Source organism: Sulfurospirillum sp. UCH001, assembly GCF_001548035.1.
In the GTDB taxonomy this organism is placed as follows: domain Bacteria; phylum Campylobacterota; class Campylobacteria; order Campylobacterales; family Sulfurospirillaceae; genus Sulfurospirillum.
Map to the genome: position 1 here is coordinate 1,576,871 of NZ_AP014723.1, position 19,139 is coordinate 1,596,009.

Annotated in this window: 17 protein-coding genes and 1 pseudogene; 7 read left to right on the forward strand and 11 right to left on the reverse strand. The window is 36.0% G+C overall.

The window, feature by feature from the left end; translation table 11 throughout:
- Positions 1-33: 33 nt before the first annotated feature.
- Genes UCH001_RS07890 through ftsZ form a run of 3 tightly spaced genes read left to right on the forward strand, consistent with a single transcriptional unit; the run spans position 34 to position 4,008 of the window.
- Positions 34-1,494 (forward strand): SurA N-terminal domain-containing protein, encoded by a 1,461-nt coding sequence (locus tag UCH001_RS07890; protein WP_067176608.1) that lies wholly within the window; start codon positions 34-36, stop codon positions 1,492-1,494.
- Positions 1,495-2,874 (forward strand): cell division protein FtsA, encoded by a 1,380-nt coding sequence (gene ftsA, locus UCH001_RS07895; protein WP_067176611.1) that lies wholly within the window; start codon positions 1,495-1,497, stop codon positions 2,872-2,874.
- A 15-nt stretch (positions 2,875-2,889) separates the two neighbouring features.
- Complete coding sequence (gene ftsZ, locus UCH001_RS07900; RefSeq protein ID WP_067176613.1) at positions 2,890-4,008, forward strand: cell division protein FtsZ; 1,119 nt, start codon at positions 2,890-2,892, stop codon at positions 4,006-4,008.
- Positions 4,009-4,063: 55 nt separating this feature from the next.
- Here the strand turns inward: ftsZ and UCH001_RS07905 are convergent, their stop codons facing one another.
- Genes UCH001_RS07905 through UCH001_RS07915 form a run of 3 tightly spaced genes read right to left on the reverse strand, consistent with a single transcriptional unit; the run spans position 4,064 to position 6,565 of the window.
- Positions 4,064-4,534 carry a DUF4149 domain-containing protein gene (locus tag UCH001_RS07905; RefSeq protein WP_067176616.1) on the reverse strand — a complete coding sequence of 157 codons (471 nt, stop codon included), beginning with the start codon at positions 4,532-4,534 and terminating at the stop codon, positions 4,064-4,066.
- Positions 4,531-5,352, reverse strand: coding sequence for a peptide chain release factor N(5)-glutamine methyltransferase (gene prmC / locus UCH001_RS07910; RefSeq protein WP_067176619.1), 822 nt, complete (start codon positions 5,350-5,352; stop codon positions 4,531-4,533). The genes UCH001_RS07905 and prmC overlap by 4 nt, the downstream gene beginning before the upstream one ends.
- The gene (locus UCH001_RS07915) at positions 5,342-6,565 is read right to left on the reverse strand and encodes a M48 family metallopeptidase (protein ID WP_067176621.1); all 1,224 of its coding nucleotides are present in this window, start codon (positions 6,563-6,565) and stop codon (positions 5,342-5,344) included. The genes prmC and UCH001_RS07915 overlap by 11 nt, the downstream gene beginning before the upstream one ends.
- A gap of 213 nt (positions 6,566-6,778) precedes the next feature.
- On the opposite strand from UCH001_RS07915, the gene UCH001_RS07920 reads away from it, so the two are divergent.
- A complete protein-coding gene (locus tag UCH001_RS07920) occupies positions 6,779-8,389 on the forward strand; it encodes a methyl-accepting chemotaxis protein (protein ID WP_067176624.1) in 1,611 nt (536 codons plus the stop codon).
- 99 nt (positions 8,390-8,488) lie between these two features.
- The gene (locus UCH001_RS07925; RefSeq protein ID WP_067176627.1) at positions 8,489-10,447 is read left to right on the forward strand and encodes an ABC-F family ATP-binding cassette domain-containing protein; all 1,959 of its coding nucleotides are present in this window, start codon (positions 8,489-8,491) and stop codon (positions 10,445-10,447) included.
- Positions 10,448-10,461: 14 nt separating this feature from the next.
- Here UCH001_RS07925 and UCH001_RS13500 read toward each other — a convergent pair whose 3' ends face one another.
- From UCH001_RS13500 to purH, 8 genes and pseudogenes are all read right to left on the reverse strand, one after another.
- Positions 10,462-12,051: a methyl-accepting chemotaxis protein gene (locus tag UCH001_RS13500; RefSeq protein WP_067176630.1), complete on the reverse strand. Its 1,590-nt coding sequence runs from the start codon at positions 12,049-12,051 to the stop codon at positions 10,462-10,464.
- Entirely contained in the window at positions 12,036-12,359 is a 324-nt protein-coding gene (locus UCH001_RS07935) for a hypothetical protein (protein ID WP_067176633.1), read from the reverse strand. The genes UCH001_RS13500 and UCH001_RS07935 overlap by 16 nt, the downstream gene beginning before the upstream one ends.
- Positions 12,360-12,444: 85 nt before the next feature.
- Positions 12,445-12,741, reverse strand: a complete 297-nt coding sequence (locus UCH001_RS07940; RefSeq protein ID WP_067178497.1) for a metal-sulfur cluster assembly factor — start codon at positions 12,739-12,741, stop codon at positions 12,445-12,447.
- A gap of 6 nt (positions 12,742-12,747) precedes the next feature.
- Positions 12,748-14,010 (reverse strand): hypothetical protein, encoded by a 1,263-nt coding sequence (locus tag UCH001_RS07945; RefSeq protein ID WP_067176634.1) that lies wholly within the window; start codon positions 14,008-14,010, stop codon positions 12,748-12,750.
- Between the two features lie 4 nt (positions 14,011-14,014).
- On the reverse strand, positions 14,015-14,371 hold the full coding sequence (locus tag UCH001_RS07950; protein ID WP_231963914.1) for a hypothetical protein: 357 nt from the start codon (positions 14,369-14,371) through the stop codon (positions 14,015-14,017).
- Between the two features lie 98 nt (positions 14,372-14,469).
- A complete protein-coding gene (locus tag UCH001_RS13575; RefSeq protein ID WP_371258016.1) occupies positions 14,470-14,808 on the reverse strand; it encodes a hypothetical protein in 339 nt (112 codons plus the stop codon).
- Between the two features lie 189 nt (positions 14,809-14,997).
- Positions 14,998-16,289 (reverse strand): annotated as a pseudogene (locus UCH001_RS13580) (KUP/HAK/KT family potassium transporter); the annotation flags it as partial.
- Positions 16,290-16,428: 139 nt separating this feature from the next.
- A complete protein-coding gene (purH, locus tag UCH001_RS07960) occupies positions 16,429-17,961 on the reverse strand; it encodes a bifunctional phosphoribosylaminoimidazolecarboxamide formyltransferase/IMP cyclohydrolase (protein WP_067176637.1) in 1,533 nt (510 codons plus the stop codon).
- Positions 17,962-18,064: 103 nt separating this feature from the next.
- Here purH and UCH001_RS07965 point away from each other — a divergent pair, with 103 nt between their 5' ends.
- Both UCH001_RS07965 and UCH001_RS07970 read left to right on the forward strand, forming a co-directional pair.
- Positions 18,065-18,499, forward strand: coding sequence for a disulfide oxidoreductase (locus UCH001_RS07965; protein WP_067176640.1), 435 nt, complete (start codon positions 18,065-18,067; stop codon positions 18,497-18,499).
- A gap of 3 nt (positions 18,500-18,502) precedes the next feature.
- A complete protein-coding gene (locus tag UCH001_RS07970) occupies positions 18,503-19,129 on the forward strand; it encodes a thioredoxin domain-containing protein (RefSeq protein WP_067176643.1) in 627 nt (208 codons plus the stop codon).
- Positions 19,130-19,139: the final 10 nt, after the last annotated feature.

A 19,139-nucleotide genomic window follows, 5' to 3' on the forward strand; every position in this document is an offset into this window, starting at 1 on the left:
TATAGCAAAATACAAAGTTCTCAAAGGGCAAGAATGATTACGTGGATGCAACGTCACAAAAAATACCTGGTCGTCACTATCTGGATTAGCACAATAGCGTTTGTTGGCGCTGGTTTTGTGGGATGGGGAGCTTATGATCTAAATCGAGATCGTGCTGCATCTGTTGCTAAGGTAGGTCACCGAACTATTTCTGTGCAAGAATTTCAATCTGCTTATGCAAACCACTACAACTTCTACAACAACCTACTAGGCGGAAAACTTACTCAAGAACAAGCTGAGCAAATGGGTCTGAATAAGATTGTTATGAACACATTGGTCAATCAAACACTTCTTTTAAATTATGCCGATGAAATTGGTCTTGTCGCTACAAAAGAGGATGTTAAAGAGCGCCTTATCAACAATCCAAATTTCCAAAGCGATGGCGTTTTCAATAAAGATCTTTACTATTCTATCCTTAAATCAAATCGTATTAACCCTAGCGACTATGAGAATGGTCTTGAAAGAGAAATTTTAAATAGTAAACTTGAAAACTTTTTCAAATTAGCACCATCCACAAAAGAGATCGATCTTTTTACCTCTGCTTTCTTTATGGAAGATCGTCTTTCTATTGCAGCAGTTACACTTGATGCTAATGAAGTAACAACCAATGAAGAAGGAATTAAATCGTATTGGGAAAAAAATAAATCAAATTACTTGACTAAAAAAAGTTATACCCTTGAGCTTCTTAATCTTCCTGCATCTCAAACAAAATTTGATGACAAAACACTTGAAGAATTTTACACACAAGAAAAACATAACTACAAATTTGAAGATGGAAAATTGATGACATTTGCTGAAGCAAAGTCTAAAGTCATTGTTGATTTAAGACTAAAAAATGATAAGAAAAATGCATTAGAAGCTTTCCTTACTTTCAAAAAAGGTGAAACTGCTCCAAGCGAAACTAAAGTTATTTATGACGACGATACAACATTCCCACTTGATAAAATCCAAGTTGCAGCAAAAGATGAAGTCCTAAAACCTGTTGTTATTAAAGATAGTTACGTCATTATTAAAGTAAAAGAGATTAAATTCCCAGAGCCTATGTCATATGAAATGGCAAAAAAAGATGCAAGTCGTGATCTTTTGGAAGAATTGAAACAAACAGCCTTAGAAAAGAAAGCTGAAGCAAAGCTTGAAAACTTTGCAGGTAGTGATATTGGTTTTGTTAGTAGAGATTCAGTAAAATCAATTGCAGGACTTAGTGAAGCTAAAAGTGCAGAGTTTTTAAGTCACGTTTTTGATAACACTGCAAAAAAAGGTTATAAAGTTATTGATGGGAAAGCCATTGTTTACGAGATTTTGGAACAAAAGTTGCTTAATAAGGACAAGGCTAAGCAGTATGTTAGTATGATTAGTGAAAATGTTTTACAAGTGAAACAAGCTGAATTAAACCAAAATCTTATTAAAAAGCTCGCTACTGCATACAAAGTCGAGCAATACTACAAAGGAAAATAGTTGAGCACTACGATTTTAGGTATCGACATTGGTTCAACCAAGATTTGCGCTATTATCGCTCAAAAAAACGATGATGGTGACGTCAAGATTTTAGGCGCAGGTATTGCAAAATCTCAAGGTCTTAAAAAAGGTATTATTACCAATATTGACCTTGCTTCAAAATCGATTCGTAATGCACTCAATGATGCAAAAAGAGTCGCTGGTACACAGTACGAGAGAGTGATTGTTTCAATCTCTGGTGCTTACACGAAAAGTGTTGATAGTAGTGGTATTGTCAACATTCCAAACCGCGATATTGGCATCAAAGAGATTAATCGTGCTATGCAAATGGCAGATCATAATGCAAATATCCCAAACGAGTATGAAAAACTGCACGTACTTCCATATAACTTTAAAGTTGATGATCAAGAGTTTATTGAAGATCCACTTGGAATGAATGGTGCTCGTTTAGAAGTACAAGTTCATATTATTACCGCTCAAAAATCATCACTCAGCAATCTTAAAAAAGCTGTCAAATCAGCAGGTGTTGAAATTGACAATATCGTTCTTGGATGTTACGCTTCAGCAATCGCTGTTTTAAACCATGATGAAAGAGAATTAGGTGTTGCCGTTATCGACATGGGTGGCGCTACCTGTAATGTCATGATTCACGCTGGCAATTCAATGCGCTTCAATGACTACTTGGGTGTTGGCTCGCTGAACATTACGAATGATCTTTCAACTGCACTTCATACACCACTTGGTGCAGCCGAAGAGATTAAAATTAACTATGGTTCACTTAAAAGCAATTCCAATGAACTTATTGAACTTCCTGTTATAGGGGATGATGGTTCAACCCATGAGGTATCACTCAATATTGTTTCTAACGTTATTTATGTTCGGGTTGAAGAAACACTTATGATTCTAGCAAAAACACTCGAAGACAGTGGTTTTAAAGAACAAATCGGCGCAGGTGTCGTGTTAACAGGTGGAATGACAAAATTGGATGGTATTAGAGAATTAGCATCTGCAATTTTCGACAATGTTCCAATCAGGATTGCCAAACCAAGAGAGATGGACGGACTTTTTGAGACACTCAGAGATCCAAGCTATTCAACAGCAATTGGTCTTGTGTTATACGGTGGAGGTCACTTTACACCTTATGAGATTGATTCTAATAAAAAATTAAGATATAAAGATGAGACAATAGAACCGACAACGCGACATCATCATCAAGAAGTATTTGATGACGTTGAAGACGTTGAAGAAGGCGAAGTTGGAACACTTCCTGCTTCTGATAATAATGCAAAGGAAAAATTAAAAGATCTTGCAAATATTCAGGAAGAAAATAGTGAGGGTTTTGGCTCAAAACTATGGAATAGACTGACACAATTATTTTAAAGAGGGGTACGAGGTATGAACGGATTTAGCATAGAAGAATCAAAATGTGTTTACGGAGCTAAAATCAAAGTTATCGGTGTTGGCGGCGGTGGTGGTAATATGATTAACCACATGGTAAGAGAAGGTATTGGTGGTATCGATCTTATTGCGGCAAACACAGACGCTCAGGCCCTTGAAAACTGCTTGGCTAAAACAAAAATTCAACTTGGTAAAAAAGGTCTTGGTGCAGGTATGCGCCCTGAAATTGGTAAAGAGTCTGCATTAGAGAGTTATGAAGAAATTAAAAGTTCGTTAGAAAAAGCAGATATCGTATTTATTGCATCTGGTTTTGGTGGGGGCACTGGAACAGGAGCAGCACCTGTCGTAGCTCAAGCGGCTAAAGAAGTAGGTGCTTTAACAGTAGCTGTTGTTACACGTCCTTTTATGTTTGAAGGTAAAAAAAGAGCTAAACTTGCTGAACTTGGTATTAATGAGCTTCGTAAAGAGAGTGATTCTATCGTTATTATTCCTAACGATAAACTTCTTGCGATTGTCGATGCAAAATTTGGTATCAAAGACAGCTTTAAAATTGTTGATGACGTTTTAAGTCGTGCTGTTAGTGGTATGAGTTTAGTTGTTCTTTCATCTGGACAAAGTGATATCAACGTTGACTTCGCTGACGTACAAACCGTTATGAGTCACAGAGGTATGGCACTTATGGGTATTGGCGAAAGTACCGGTGAAGATGCTGCTATGGAAGCTATTAAAAGTGCTATCGAATCTCCTCTTCTTGACAATATGTCTATCAACGGTGCGCTTGGAGTGCTTGTACACTTCCACATTCCACCTAGTTACCCTATTACAGAGATTAGCAATGCTATGCAACTTATTCTTGATTGTGCAGATGAAGATGCTGATGTTATTTTTGGTACAACGACCAGCGAAGATATGGAAGAAAATTCTGTTCGTGTAACAATTGTTGCGACAGGATTTGAAAATAAAATTGAAGCAGCAAAAGAGCTTAAAATGCTTAATAGCAATCAAGAATCAATCAAAAAAGAGCGTATTTTACGCATGAAAAAAGTAAGTGGTGGCTATGAGGGACAAGATGATTATCTTGATATCCCAACATATATCAGACACCAAATGGATTAATAACCCCTCTATCTCTTCTTCTATGCGAAGAGGAAGAAGCTAAAAGCTTCTTCCTCTACTTTTGACTTAATAAACCTCTTCTTACTAACAGTCCAAATTGAGCCAACATCAAAGCTTTCATGACCCATTCACTTTGCTTGTGCATTGTGGCAAATGCTTCTGTTGTTGTTTCAAGAGCACCTAATTGTTGCGCATGAACAATAAATGGCGTATAGTAAAATAAAAAAAGACCTGTTAAAATGATAACAAGAATAGAAGCGATGAATGAAAAGAAATCATAATTTTTTCGCATCATAAAAACTTGCACTTCATAAATAATACTGTACAGTGCTACAAACCCGATGAGAAGATTCATCTTTAAAAAGACTTGTGTCATTAAAATACCACTTTGAAAATGTGTTAATACACCCTCTCCCAAATACTTTTGTGGGAAAAAAATTACAGGGGCAACAAATGCACCTGCTGCAATTTCAACTCCTATGGCAATACCAAGTATTGCTAAATAAATTACGGTTAAACTTCTCATTTTTTCTCCTTAATCCAAAATCCACGATCTAAACTTGCAAGATCTTTATAAAACTCTATTTCGAGTCCTTTTGATTGTGCATACAGACGCATAGGTTCACGTTGGTCGTACCCCATTTCACACGCAAGTGCTTTTGCTTTTCGTTCTTGGAAAAGATCAACGATATGGCATAACATTTCATCCCCTCTACTTCCACCATAGAGTGCTAAAGATGGCTCATATGAAAGTCCAATACCTAAAGGTTCAGCATTTGCAATATAAGGAGGATTTGAGACAATCATATCGATATTTCCATCAACATTATCCAAATAGCTACTTTCAATAAATGTAATATTTTTGTCAACGCCATGCTTCTGTGCATTTTGTTTACTGACATTTAGTGCATCCATAGAAATATCAACGGCTGTCAGTTTTGCATCTGGGAGCAATAAAGAAAGCATGATGGAGATAATTCCACTACCACAGCCAATTTCAACGATATGAGCATTTTGAGGTAATTCTCGTGCAAGTTCTACTGCTTTATCAACAAGAATTTCTGTCTCAGGGCGAGGAATCAGCACGCGAGAATCAACATTGAACTCTTTACCGTAAAAACTAGCTTTTCCTAAAATATACTCTAACGGTTCATGACTAACACGACGTTTGAGTAACTCAAAAAAATGCTCATCAAGTTTTATTTCATTATGACTATGAGTGAGAATCCAACTCGTTTCACAACCTAATACATGAGCTAACAAAATCATCGCCTCTTTTTGAGGAATATCAGTTACTTCTCGTAATTGCTCTGCGCTATATGACAAAAGCTCTTTAATGTGCAAGAGCTTCTCCTTCATTAAACTGCATTCCCAGTTTTTTCAATCTCTCCGTCAATGGTGGATGCGTAAAATACAATGTAATGGTTAATGGATGAGAGAATGGAAAACTCTTATTTTCATCAGCAAGCTTTACAAGAGCAGATGAGAGAGCCTCTTTACTTTCACATTCACTGCCATATTCATCCGCTTTGTATTCATTATAACGGCTTAATAACCCAAATAAAGGCATTAAGACAAATGAAACAAGTGGTGAGAGCAATAGAAAGAGAACCATGATACTACCTGCAGATTTGTTCATATGCAAGGAGTCAAAAAGCTCTTCTGGAAGATTGCCAAAAAGTGCAAACATAATAAAAAGCATCAAAGCACTAGATGCAATGTTTTTAAGAATATCTTTGTGTTTAAAATGCCCTAATTCATGTCCTAAAACTGCAAGCAATTCATGTTTTTCAAGTTTAGCGATAAGTGTATCAAATAATACAACGCGTTTAGAACGCCCAAGACCACCAAAGTAAGCATTGAGTCTATTATCACGTTTACTAGCATCTAAACTAAAAACGCCACTACTTTTAAGCCCTGCCTTTTCCAAAAGTGTTTCAATAGAGCTTCTAAGGCTTTCATCTTCAAGCGGAGTAAGTTTGTTAAAAAGTGGAACAATAACAATAGGATAAATCATATTGATAAATAAAATAACGACAAACGCAAATAAAAAACCAAAAAACCACCAATATTCATATGCCATTACAATAGCACTCATTGCTGCAAAAAAAGCTCCACCAAACAGAATAAACATCAATGCTGATTTTATTTGATCTAAGGCAAAAGTCTTTACATCAATCGTAGAAAAGCCAAATTTCTTATCTAATCCAAAGGTATGGTACAGATCAAAAGGAAGTGATAGAAGATAGTTGATTGCAATAAAGCTCATAATAAACGCAACCGATCGCACTACTTCATTCTCAATCATTATAGTAGTGTCAAGATAAGAGAGTCCAAATGTTATCCAACCAAAGAAAAGAACAAAATCAAAAAATGTTGTCAATATTAAAAGCTTTTGTGAAGCTATTTTATAAGCGGCAGCTTTGAGATAATTCGATGGAGAGAGAATAATCGCTTTTTGACCACGTGCTTTCATCACATAGCCAATTTCCATAAATGCAGCATAGAGTTTAATAATAAGATATACAAGGTAAAAGAGCATAATAAGTTCTAACATAAAGTGTCATTCCTTTGTCAAATTGAAAAACGTTATCATACCAGTTTTTCATCAATATTGCCTAAACGAATACAACTCATTTACAACGATAGAGTGTTATGATTTACACATTAAAGAGCTTTATCGAATGTTTCAACACTTTACAAAATATCTTTAAATATTTTATTAGGAAAATGAGTTTAGAATGAGAAATCAGCACAAAAGGAGTCTACTATGACAATATCTAAACAACTGATGGTTATGTTGGCCATCGCAATTATCGGTACTTGTACGATATTTGGTATCAGTATGAAAAAAATGGATCAAGTTTATGATCAAACAAATTATAGTAACGTCAACTCATTGCCAAGTATTCTCGCTCTTAATGATATCACTGTAAATGCGCTTAGACTTCGTCTTGTGTTATGGGAGCATATTTCCCAAGAAGATAAAGAAACCAATGCAAAAACAGCAGAAGGTGTCAAAAAAGCCCTGGATGAAATTGCTAAAGCATTAAAAGACTATGAAGCTATGCTTACAGATGCGAAGGATAAAGAGTTGTTAAACAAAGACAACGATACCTTTAAGCAATATACAGCAATTGCACAAGAAGTAATGAAGCTTTCTGAAACAGGACATAAATCAGAAGCTGGGATTTTACTCAACAAAAGTAGACCAACATTAAAAAATTTCACGGCAGCTCTTGATTCGCATATGTCTTATAATGCAGAAATTGCGAAAAATTCAGCGATTAGTGCTGCAGATGCAAAACAAAATGCAAATTATATGTTGATTATTCTCTCTCTTATTATTATTGGTTCTACTATCTTCATTAGCGTTCTTATCCGCAATAACATCATGAATGGTGTTCATCTTGTACGTGATGGCATTGGTAATTTTGTACGCAATAAAGATTTGAATTCTCGCATCAATTATGACAAACAAAATGAAATTAAAGAGATGGTCGATAGCTTTAATGAACTCATTGTAACCCTTGAACATACCATCGTTGATGCAAAAGCCTCGTCTAGTGAGAATGCCTCTGTTTCACATGAACTAAGTACCACTAGTATGCAAATAGGTCGTAATGCAGAGCAAAGTTCAAGCATCGTTGCAAATACTATTCAAGAAATTGAAACAATTAAAACCTTTGTTCAAGAAACAGCAACACTGTCTGACAATATGAAACAAAGCATTGCAATTGCGGGAAATAGACTAGATAGTGCAAAAAATGAAGTCATCACACTTCGTAATGAAGTTGAATCAGCAAGTCAAGCCGAAACGGCACTTGCTCATAAACTCGAGCAGATGAGCCACGATGCTGAACAAGTCAAACAAATCCTTACTGTTATCTCTGATATTGCTGACCAAACGAATCTTCTTGCTTTAAATGCGGCTATTGAAGCGGCACGTGCAGGAGAACATGGACGTGGATTTGCGGTTGTTGCTGATGAAGTTAGAAAATTGGCAGAGAGAACACAAACATCATTGACTGAGATTAACGCAACCATCAATATCATTGTACAATCCATTGTAGATTCTTCTGAGCAGATGGGAAGAAACGCTAAAAACATTCAAAGACTCTCTGATGTTTCGAATGGCGTTGAAACGACCATCTTAGGAACAACACAAGTGATGCAAGAAAGTGTTAGTGCGGTCACTACAAGTGCTGAAAATTCACGAAAAATATCACAAGATACTGATAAAATCGTGGATATGGTTTCAAACATCAACACCCTCACCTCTCAAAATGCAAGAAGTGTTGAAGAAATCGCAGCAGCGGCAGACCACCTCTCCCGTTTGGCTGAAAATCTTAACAATAAACTCAATCAATTCCGCTCGTAATTCTCCTTCTTTTGGGGTAAAGCGTAAACGCTCTACCCCATTTCTATACATCTTTATCTTAATGGTATAATACGCGCAAAAAATGAAATAAGGTATATCTTGGCACTCTTAGATTTAATTGGCATTAGTAAAGCATACGAAACACAAAAAATTTTAACAGATATTGATTTTTCGCTCCACGAAGGTGAACGTGTTGCCATTATCGGTAAAAATGGTGGTGGAAAATCCACGCTGATGAAAATCGTTTATGGCACATTAGAAGCAGATGAAGGAAGAAGAATTCTTCAAAAAAACATCAAGGTTGGAATGTTAGATCAAACACCTCGTTTTAAAGAGGGAATGAACGTTAGAGAAGCCATCGAAGAAGAGTTAAGAGAACTTAAAGCAGCAAAAATGCGCTATGAAGACGTATTAAAACTTTTAGAACATGACTATCACAATGAAGCTCTTTTAAGCGAACAAAGCCAACTTGTCTCCTTCCTAGATGTACATGATGCATGGAGCTTGGATGAAAAAATTGAACAAGTGTTACAAGAGTTTGATCTAAAGCAATTTGAACAAAGCGATGTCAACCTCTTAAGTGGAGGTGAGCAACGTCGTGTAACCCTAGCAGGACTCATTCTTCAAAAACCAGATATATTGCTTCTTGATGAACCGACCAACCATTTAGACGTTTATATGGTTGAGTTTTTAGAACAGATGATCCTAAAATCAAAATTTACGCTCCTCTTCATTTCACACGATCGTTATTTTATCGACCATCTTGCAACACGTACTATTGAAATTGATGATGGGAAAGTCAGAAGTTTTGAAGGTGGCTATGAAAATTATCTTACCTGTAAAGAACAGCTTATTCTCTCTTTACAGAAACAGCATGAAAATCTCCTCAAATATCTTAAAGGTGAAGAAGAGTGGCTAAGGCGTGGCGTAAAAGCACGTCTCAAACGTAATGAAGGACGTAAACAGCGTGTTTTTGAACTGCGTGAGTCTGCAAAGAAAAATCCTTCTTTGGTGAAAAAGCTTAAACTTGAATTGGAGAGGGAAAAACATAATTTTAATGGTGAGAAAATTATCAATAAACAAAAAATGCTTTTTGAAATGTATAACATTCATAAAAAATTGGGAGATAAGCTCCTTATTAAAGATTTTAGCACACGAATTTTACAAAAAGATCGTATCGCAATCGTAGGGAAAAATGGTGCAGGAAAATCAACACTGCTTAAAATATTACTCGGCGACATGAGTGTTGATAGTGGTAATTTTAATAAAGGTGAATTTAAAATCGGTTACTTTGATCAACAACGTACCTCCCTTGATGACAACAAAGACCTTATTGAAACTTTTTGCCCAAATGGCGGGGATAGAGTTGATGTCAAAGGTAGAAATATGCATGTCTTTGGCTATCTCAAAAATTTTCTTTTTCCCAAAGAAGATCTCAATAAAAAAATTGGCATCTTAAGTGGTGGAGAAAAAAATCGTGTTGCATTAGCCCTCCTCTTTGCACAAGAAGTCGATTGTTTGATTTTAGATGAACCAACAAATGATTTAGATATTCCTACCATCAATATTCTAGAAGAATATATTCAAAGCTTTGGTGGTGCTGTCATTTTTGTAAGCCATGATCGTTACTTTGTTGATAAGATCGCAAGCAAGCTCTATGTCTTTAAAGGCGAAGGTTTGATTGAAGAGAGTTATCAGAATTACAGCGAATATTTAGAGATTGAAAAAGAGATTAAAGAACTTGAAGCTATGGAGTCAAATCAAGATCTACTTTCAAATGAAAAAGAAGAGCCAAAAGTTCAAAAAACAAAAGAGAGTGCTCCTACTAAATTAAGCTATAAAGAACAACGTGCTCTTGAAACGCTTCCAACCCAAATTCAAGCCTTAGAAGATGAGATTGCTTCTATTAAAAAATGTCTTGAAGATCCAGAGTGTTATCAAAAAATTGGGCTGAGTAAACTAAGTCAAAACCTTGAAGAGAAAGAAGCGCTTTTAGAACCGATGATTGAAGAGTTATTAGAGATAGAAGAAAAAGTTGAAATGATGCAAAGAGGCTAAAGCCTCCTTGCTTTTTATGCTTTAAATGTTGAAAGAGTTGAATCGAGGCTTTGAGAAGATTCTAACATTCTTTGAGAAATGTGAGAAAGTTCAATAGCGATTTTTTCGTTGTTATCCGATAAACTAAGTGTTTTTTTCATCTGTTCCATCATTTGATTGGTAAGATGTGAAATTTCAACAACTTTCTTAGAAGCTTTTTTAGAAACTTCAATGGATTCAATGGTACGATTTTTAGTCTCTTCTGTCGCACTTTGAACCTCGAATGCATTTTGAGAAATGAGGCTGATATTTTGTGCATTTACTTCCATATTTCCACTAAGTTGTGTTACCCCTTGAACGATAACACTAATCGTTGCATCAATCTCAGCAAGTGATTTTTGAGTACGCTCAGCCAATTTTCTAACTTCATCGGCAACAACAGCAAATCCACGTCCATGTTCACCTGCACGTGCTGCCTCAATAGCTGCATTTAAGGCAAGAAGGTTGGTCTGGTCAGCAATATCTTTGATCATTGCCAAAACGCCCTTGATTTGATCCGTTTGAGAAACAACATTTTGGATTTGATGTGCCATCTCTTGTTCTGACTCACTTGCGCCATTAATCTTTTGAACAACTTCATTAAGCGCAATACTCATTTTTTCGAGTACACTAAACGAAGAGTGATTGTCTTCAACCGTATGAATGGCAAGTTCTTCAGAAAGGTCTAAATCTGTCTCAATATCTTTCATCAAGTCAAATGACATCTTAATCTGCTGAGCTTGTTCAACCACACCTTTGGAAAACTCTGACGCATTCATATTCAATGTTTCGCCTGTATGTTCAACATTTTGTGAAATTTTTTGTGAACTTAAAATGATAGATTGAATTTTTTCGATGAAAATATTGATATATTTTGCGATATCACCCATCTCATCTTGACTACTAATCTTAACACGTGCTGTCAAATCACCATTTCCACTTGAAAGGTCATGTACACGTTCCATTAAAATGCCCAATGGATCGCCAACAACGCGTTTTAAAACCCACATAATCAGCACAGAAGTCAAGAGCAATGAAAGAGCAAAAATGCTAATCAATTCCCAACTAACATCTTTAATATAGGCATCAATTTCATCAAACGAAAATGTCATATCCATAACGCCTAGAACATCTCCTTTTTGAGATGTTGCGTGACAGGCTAAACAATCTTGTTCTGCAACTAATGGTTTAAGAAGTCTCAGACGATGACCTTTGTCATCATCCAAAGTAATGTTATGTTGCTTTGGATTTTTGAAGATATCCACAACTGCAGGATCAGTGGAAGGTTTTGCATTGATTCCAAAGGTATCGAGTACAACTTGAGATTGATGAATTTTGAGCTCTTTTATCCCTTTCATTTCACCAGCGTCTTTTAAAGACTTTTCAATGAGGGCTCTATCACCTAAATTCATTGCCGCACGTACGGTTTGAAAAACCGATTGACTGAGCAAATTGAGGTTGTTTTCGCTTTGAATTTGAGAAGATTTTTTGAACTCCCCTACAATAAAAAACTGTAAAATGATAAAACTACCCAATAACAAAGGAATGAGTGTCAAACCTATCTTTAAACCTATTCCTTTACGCATGTGTAGCCCTTTCGTACATTCATAACTTCTATCAAATTCATATCATCTAACATTGTGTAAAGCTCTTCAGAACCTACGTTGACATATAGATTCATTTTATCCATTTTGATTGACTTCATAAGAAAGCCTATCACCGAAGAAGTAATGATGAAAGAGTCTTTAATCATAAGATTTATGATGGCATCTGGATGTTGTTGGTGCGCTTTGTTCACTGCCTCTTTAATCGCTTGTGCATTTGCTATTGTTTTAATTGTCCCTGTGACGATAATCTCTATATGTTCACGGTGCACTTTTGTCACTAAATCCATTTCGCCTCCAAAATCAAAAATCAGTTTTTATTATAGTATATATTTGTTTGATTTTGAAATCAATATATCTTTAAAATGACACAAATTAGCCACACAGTTCCTTTTTAACACGTTCACTAGCCATTGTTATATTCCAAGCTGGCTCCCAAACAATTTCAATGTCACAATTTTTCACACCATCAATTTTTAAAACTGCATCTTTTGTCCACTGCTGAATAAGTTCATGCAATGGGCATCCTTTAGTTGAAAGTGTCATCGTAACATGTACAGAGTCATCTTCAATTTTAACACCATAAATAAGTCCTAGTGAGACAATATCAAACCCAACTTCTGGGTCAATCACGGTTGAAATTGCATTGTATACATCTTCTTCTGTAATCATCATTGGTTATTCCTTAATTTTATAATTAAATGCAAAGACTGCATTAAAAGCCACTAATACTAGTGAGATCAGTAGCAACACACTTCCTATAAAAAATACTTCAGCTAATTGAAAAATGACACCTAAGCATAACACGATAATAGAGATAAAAAGTATCCATGTCTGCGCATCTGCAATTTTCGTATGAATCATTTGATGCAAAAGTGGTACTTTTTGTTTTCCAACGAGCGGTGAAAATTTTTCATACCAAATTAAAAAAGGTAAAATCTTATAAATATGTCCAACAATAAAAGAGAGCAAAAATCCAAAGAAGAAAAGCACTCCTGCAAGCATCCCCATAAAAGGCGTATCTAAAATAAAATAAAGTGTACACGCAACCACAGAAGCTACAAGGCACGTTAATGCAAACATCACATTTTTAGCCCAATAATCATTCTGTTTTCGTGCTCTTTGTTTAAAGATAATGACTATTTGTACGATAAAACAACCAATACCTGCTACCATTAAAACGAGTGCAACTGCTTTTATAAACAATGGAAATTCCGCAATCAAAGAGATCATGCTCAGTGCAACACCGAAACTTTGTAAATATAATGCAGCCTTAATCCACTTCTCTTCAAAACCATGAGAGAGTGAGAACATCGGAATGAGCACCATAGCAACACCCATGACGATCATCATAACAAAACCGCCAAGAGTTCCTATAATGTGGGCTTTAACCCACGCATCTATATCAATGGCAAGGAGTCCATGTCCTAAGCTCATCCCTATCAGTAAGCCTAAAGTAACAGAAATAAATAAAAAGATAGTACCGATCAGTAAAAACTTACTCACAAGCGTAATGTTTTCCAAACGATAAAAAGTGATAAAAACATTAAAACAAAAGATCAACATAGAAAGGTACGTAATGACCGCACCGTAAGGGATTAGCAAATGAAGATCACTAAAAGTAAATCCACTTACCATCAACGAAAAACCAACGATGTACATGTAAAACTGTACATATGCGAAGTCTTTAGAAAAAATGGGCGCTTCAAGAACGACTGGTAAAAGCTGATACATTGCACCAAAGATGACCATCATCACAAAACCAAGTAGATACAAATGTGAAAACGCTGCGAGTGAGGATGAGATAATATATCCTGAAATATCAGAACTCATCATCAAAAGAGCAACACCGCTAAGACTTAAAAAGATTATTCCAGCGATAAAGAAATGAGCAACCAACACAAAGGGAGGAGCCATTTCAGTGGCAAGTGAGACTTTCATGAACTCATCCTGCACACTGTTTTTGACTTAAATCCACTTTATCGCTGACACCTTCTTTGTATGAAAAAATGAGTTGAAGTTTTCCACCTTCAAGTTCTGTAACAGCAATATCATAAAATGATTGTACTTTTGCGAGTAAGCCTACTGGCGAGCGATGATTGATCATCACTACTTTTTTTTGTGCACTATCAAGAAGCTCAAGTGCGATCATAGCATTGACCATTGGTTCTGGTGGCACACACATAGACGTATCAAAGCTTATATATTCGATACCATCTTGTACATATGAGAAAAAAGGAACTGTTGTATTTTCTACATGTAAAAGTTTTGCGTCATGAGGATAATTGTCTGGAGTCATCATAGTTTCATCCTTTTAAATTTTAATGAAACTATAATGCAACAAGAAACAATTTTCCTTAATCTACATCAAGAAAAAGAGAAATATTGTCTTAATTAGTTTTAAATCACTGCTCGTCTTGAAACACCGATCAATTTTTCATTTGGAAAATTATAAAAACTAACAAAACTTGGAGACATATCCTTAATGAGCGCATAGAGTTTCCACCAAATAGAATGTGATACGATTTCTTCATCACCATAAAAGATCGTTCGCTCGTTAATACCTTGGCTTTTCAAAATCTTTTCCATATTGAAAACTTCCATATATCCTACAAAAATGACTAAAAGATCAAGACCAGGCGCTAAATGAGAAAATTCACACTCAATACCTAAAGGCTCACTGGTTGGCTTCATTTTCACAATGACATTTTGCTCATACATAATCCCGTTTTGAAACATGGTTTTGGGAATATACGCAGGAATATTCTCTTTTTTTCGAGCAAAGAAAAGCGCAGTTCCCTCTATATGGGACTCTTTTGCGTATCGCACCTGATACTCCTCTAAAAACGCTTCCTTGTCAACGGATAGAAATGAAGAATAAAGACGCTTTTGACCTTCCGTATATAAAATAATAAGACCTAATGGTACTGAAGCAATCAGCAAAGACCAAAAACCACCGTGAGGAATTTTTAAAAGACATGAAGTAAAAAACACAAAACTGGTCATCGCTGAAAAAACAGCAAATGCCATTTTTATCCATGATTGACGATAGAAAAAAATCATACTCATTAAGGCACCGGTAATGCTCATAGCGCCTGAAACTGCGAGACCATAAGCCGCTGCTAACTGGCTGGATTCTTGAAAAATAAACAGCATCACAATGACACAAAAAAATAAAAACCAATTCACAGAACTCACATAGATTTGAGAGCGAAGTTCATGAGAGGTATATTCCACCCTAAAATGAGGGAAAATACGTGTTGTCATGGCTTGATATAGAACTGAGAAAATACCACTAATCATGGCTTGAGATGCAATGATAGTGGCAATAATGGTTAAAATGAGAAAAGGAATGTACAACATAGGAGCAAACTCTTGCATCATCTCAAATAAAGGACTTCCTGTTAAGTCAGGATGTGTCAGCAAAAATGCACCTTGTCCATAGTAACAAAATACCAATGCTAAAAAGGCAAAAATCCATCCTTTCAAAATAGGCAATCTTCCTAAATGCCCCATATCGGCATACAATGCTTCACCACCGGTAGTTGCAAGGACAATATCTGCTAATATAATAAACGTAATCAGAGGATAATTCATCGCAAAATGAATCGCATACATGGGATTCATTGCCATTAAGATACTCTTTTCTTGTAAGATGTACCACAAACCTACATAACCAAGCGTTAAAAACCACAGTACCATAATAGGACCAAAGGCAGAAGCAACTTTTTCTACACCTTTTTTTGAACAAGAAAAAGCCCAAAAGCAATGATAGAAGCAAAAATGAGAAGATAAAGGCGTGGAGTCTCTTCATAATGAGGAATCAACAAAATACCCTCAACTGCACTTAAAATACTAATGGCAGGAGTGATAACACCATCACCAATCATTAATGAAAGCCCTATAAAACCTAATGCTGAAACAATAGCTGTCATACGAGCATTTTGAAGATACGGTGTTAAAATTTGTACCAAAACAACTGTTCCACCCTCACCTTTTTCACTCAAACTCGTTGCGAGCCATGCATATTGGATAGTTACTAAAACAATTAAAGCCCAAAAGACAAATGACAACATCCCAAAAATACTCTCTACCGTAGGAGGAACAATTAAAAAAATAACCGTCAATGTATAAATAGGACTCGTTCCAATATCACCATAAACAACACCCAATGCCTTGATGACCATCATTTCATTTTTTATGCGTTCGCGTAATGTCATACAACTTCCTCTTTAATGTAAACTAAGCACAAAAAAGATTATAAAGCAGATGGCATCAAAAAAGTATCAAAATTTCAGCAGGAAAGGAGTCTCAAAAAAAGGAGGAAGGAGCATTTTCATGCTCCTAAAAAAGAGTATATTAATGTAAAAAGTGACGTACACCTGTAAAGTAAAGTGCCATTCCATGCTCATTTGCAGCCGCAATAACATCTTCATCACGAATACTACCACCTGGCTCAATGATCGCTTTCACACCAGCTGCTGCTGCTGCATCAATGCTATCTCTAAATGGGAAGAATGCTTCACTCGCAAGTGCTGCACCACTGACATCAATGCCCATATCTTCAGCTTTGCGTAAAGCAGCTTTTGCTGCATCGACACGACTTGTCATACCCATACCAATAGCCACCATAGCGCTATCTTTTACATACACAACACAGTTTGATTTGGTAAGGCTTGCCACTTTATACGCAATTTCAAGATCCGACATCTCTTGTTTGCTTGCTTGGCGTGTTGTTAAACATTTTGCATTTGTGATCTCATCATCACTGACCATATCACTCTCTTGGAATACAAAACCACCATCAACGTGTTTGAAGTCATATGCATCTTCACTAAGAACGAGGTATTTACTCTCTTGTGTAAAGATTTTGATACGTTTTTTATTATCAAAAACATGTAAAGCATCTTCATCAACATTCGCTGCAATAATGACTTCTACGAAAATCTCATTGATTTTCTCAGCGAGTGCTTTATTCAGTGTTCCATTGATCGCTACAACACCACCGTACGCTGAAACAGGGTCACATTTTAGAGCTTTAACATAACTATCTAACAAATCACCACCGATGGCAAAGCCACATGGATTAGCATGTTTGATAATACATACCGCTGGAGCTTCACCAAAAGAAGCAGCAATTTGAACAGCACCGTTAATGTCAGTCATATTGTTGAAGCTTGCTTCACCTTTAAGTGTTTTAAAGTTGTTGGTAAAGAAGTAGTCAAATTCGTATAGAGCACCTTTTTGGTGTGGATTTTCACCATAGCGAGTATCAAATGCTTTGGTTCCTACGATAAACTGTTTATCCCCAAAACCATTGTTAAAACGCTTGTTCATATAGTTAGCAATCATGCTATCGTACGCACCTGTATGCTCAAACGCCTTAATCATCAAATCTCTTCTAAATTCTAAGGTATTTTCTCCAGATTTAAGCGCTTCGATGACTCTGTCGTAGTCTAAAACATCTGTCACAATCATAACATCTGCAAAGTTTTTAGCCGCACTTCTTACCATCGCTGGACCACCAATGTCAATGTTCTCGATGATGTCATCAAAATCATCAGTCTTAGCAATGGTCTCTTTAAACGGATACAGATTAACACATACAAGATCAATACCCTCGATGCCATGCTCTTTTGCAACTTGAACATGTGCAGGTAAGTCTCTTCTATGCAAAATTCCACCATGAATCATAGGATTGAGCGTTTTTACACGTCCATCAAACATCTCAGGGAATTTCGTTACTTCACTGATTTCAAGAGCCTTAATGCCCTCTTCTTTTAAAAGTTTGTATGTTCCGCCCGTTGAAATAATCTCAAAACCTAATGTCGCCAAATCCTTAGCAAACTCAACAATCCCCGTTTTATCGCTGACACTAATTAACGCTCTCACACTTTTCCTTTTTAACGTGTTAAATATTTGTTTATTTATTTATTTTACAATACGTTGGTTTTAGTAACGATTAAATACCATACCCAAAAATTTGGAGCCTTTAATGTCCCAACCACAAAAATCGTCAAATCTTCTCTGGGCAACACTCTTTTTATGTTGGCTTACAGCGATGATTGCGACACTTGGAAGTCTTTTTTTCAGTGAAATCATGCTCTTTCCACCCTGTGTTATGTGCTGGTATCAGCGCATCTGTATGTACCCATTAACAGTTATTTTTCTCGTCGCACTTTTTAGCAACGATAAAAATGTTTTCAAATACGCAATGCCAATTGTTCTTATAGGGCTTTTCTTTGCAATTTATCATAATCTGCTCTATTATGGCATACTACCAGAAAGCGTTGCTCCTTGTTCTCAAGGTGTTTCATGTACCAGTGATTATATTAACTGGTTTGGGTTTATTACGATTCAGTTTCTATCGTTAGTTTCATTTGTTATTGTTTTTGTATTACTACTATTTTTAAAACGAAAGGCTTCTTAACCCATGAAAAAACAGACCATTGTCATTGCGTCTCTTTTTATTCTTCTCCTTCTTTTTGTAGGAGGAAGTTATTTTTATAAAAACGCAGATCACAGCGTTACAGGAGAAAAAACTACGGCACTGATGCGTCCTCATGCTTTTGTTCTAGGCAATCCAAATGCTAAAACAACAATTGTTGAGTTTTTTGACCCTGCATGTGAAACATGTAGAAGTTTTTATCCATTTGTGAAAAATATTCTCAAACAAAACCCAGATAAGATCAAACTCGTTTTTCGTTATGCTCCTTTTCATACAGACTCATACTATGTTGTAGCGATGATTGAAGCGGCACGTTTACAAGGAAAATACCTTGAAGCCATTGAAGTCATCTACAAGTACCAAGACAAATGGGCAAGTCATCATACGCCTAATATCGGGCTTATTTGGAGTTTTTTACCTGAAGCGGGGATTGATATTGAAAAACTAAAAGATGATATGAAAAAACCTGAGATTGATGCACTCATTAAACAAGATATTGCCGATACAAAAACTCTTGGCGTTAAAGCAACTCCAGAGTTCTTCGTCAATGGCAAACCACTCCTTAAATTTGGATTTAAAGAGCTTCAAGCGTTAATCGAATCTGAACTTTAAAAGAAGCCCT

Bases quoted from the DNA above. Each gene is read 5' to 3' on its own strand.
- UCH001_RS07905 (WP_067176616.1), bottom strand. From the start codon at position 4,534: ATGAGAAGTTTAACCGTAATTTATTTAGCAATACTTGGTATTGCCATA.
- UCH001_RS07890 (WP_067176608.1), top strand. From the start codon at position 34: ATGATTACGTGGATGCAACGTCACAAAAAATACCTGGTCGTCACTATC.
- UCH001_RS07970 (WP_067176643.1), top strand. From the start codon at position 18,503: ATGAAAAAACAGACCATTGTCATTGCGTCTCTTTTTATTCTTCTCCTT.
- UCH001_RS07945 (WP_067176634.1), bottom strand. From the start codon at position 14,010: ATGAAAGTCTCACTTGCCACTGAAATGGCTCCTCCCTTTGTGTTGGTT.
- UCH001_RS07940 (WP_067178497.1), bottom strand. From the start codon at position 12,741: ATGATTACAGAAGAAGATGTATACAATGCAATTTCAACCGTGATTGAC.
- UCH001_RS13500 (WP_067176630.1), bottom strand. From the start codon at position 12,051: ATGCGTAAAGGAATAGGTTTAAAGATAGGTTTGACACTCATTCCTTTG.
- ftsZ (WP_067176613.1), top strand. From the start codon at position 2,890: ATGAACGGATTTAGCATAGAAGAATCAAAATGTGTTTACGGAGCTAAA.
- UCH001_RS07920 (WP_067176624.1), top strand. From the start codon at position 6,779: ATGACAATATCTAAACAACTGATGGTTATGTTGGCCATCGCAATTATC.
- UCH001_RS07950 (WP_231963914.1), bottom strand. From the start codon at position 14,371: ATGATGACTCCAGACAATTATCCTCATGACGCAAAACTTTTACATGTA.
- UCH001_RS07935 (WP_067176633.1), bottom strand. From the start codon at position 12,359: ATGGATTTAGTGACAAAAGTGCACCGTGAACATATAGAGATTATCGTC.
- UCH001_RS07915 (WP_067176621.1), bottom strand. From the start codon at position 6,565: ATGTTAGAACTTATTATGCTCTTTTACCTTGTATATCTTATTATTAAA.
- UCH001_RS13575 (WP_371258016.1), bottom strand. From the start codon at position 14,808: ATGTTTCAAAACGGGATTATGTATGAGCAAAATGTCATTGTGAAAATG.
- UCH001_RS07965 (WP_067176640.1), top strand. From the start codon at position 18,065: ATGTCCCAACCACAAAAATCGTCAAATCTTCTCTGGGCAACACTCTTT.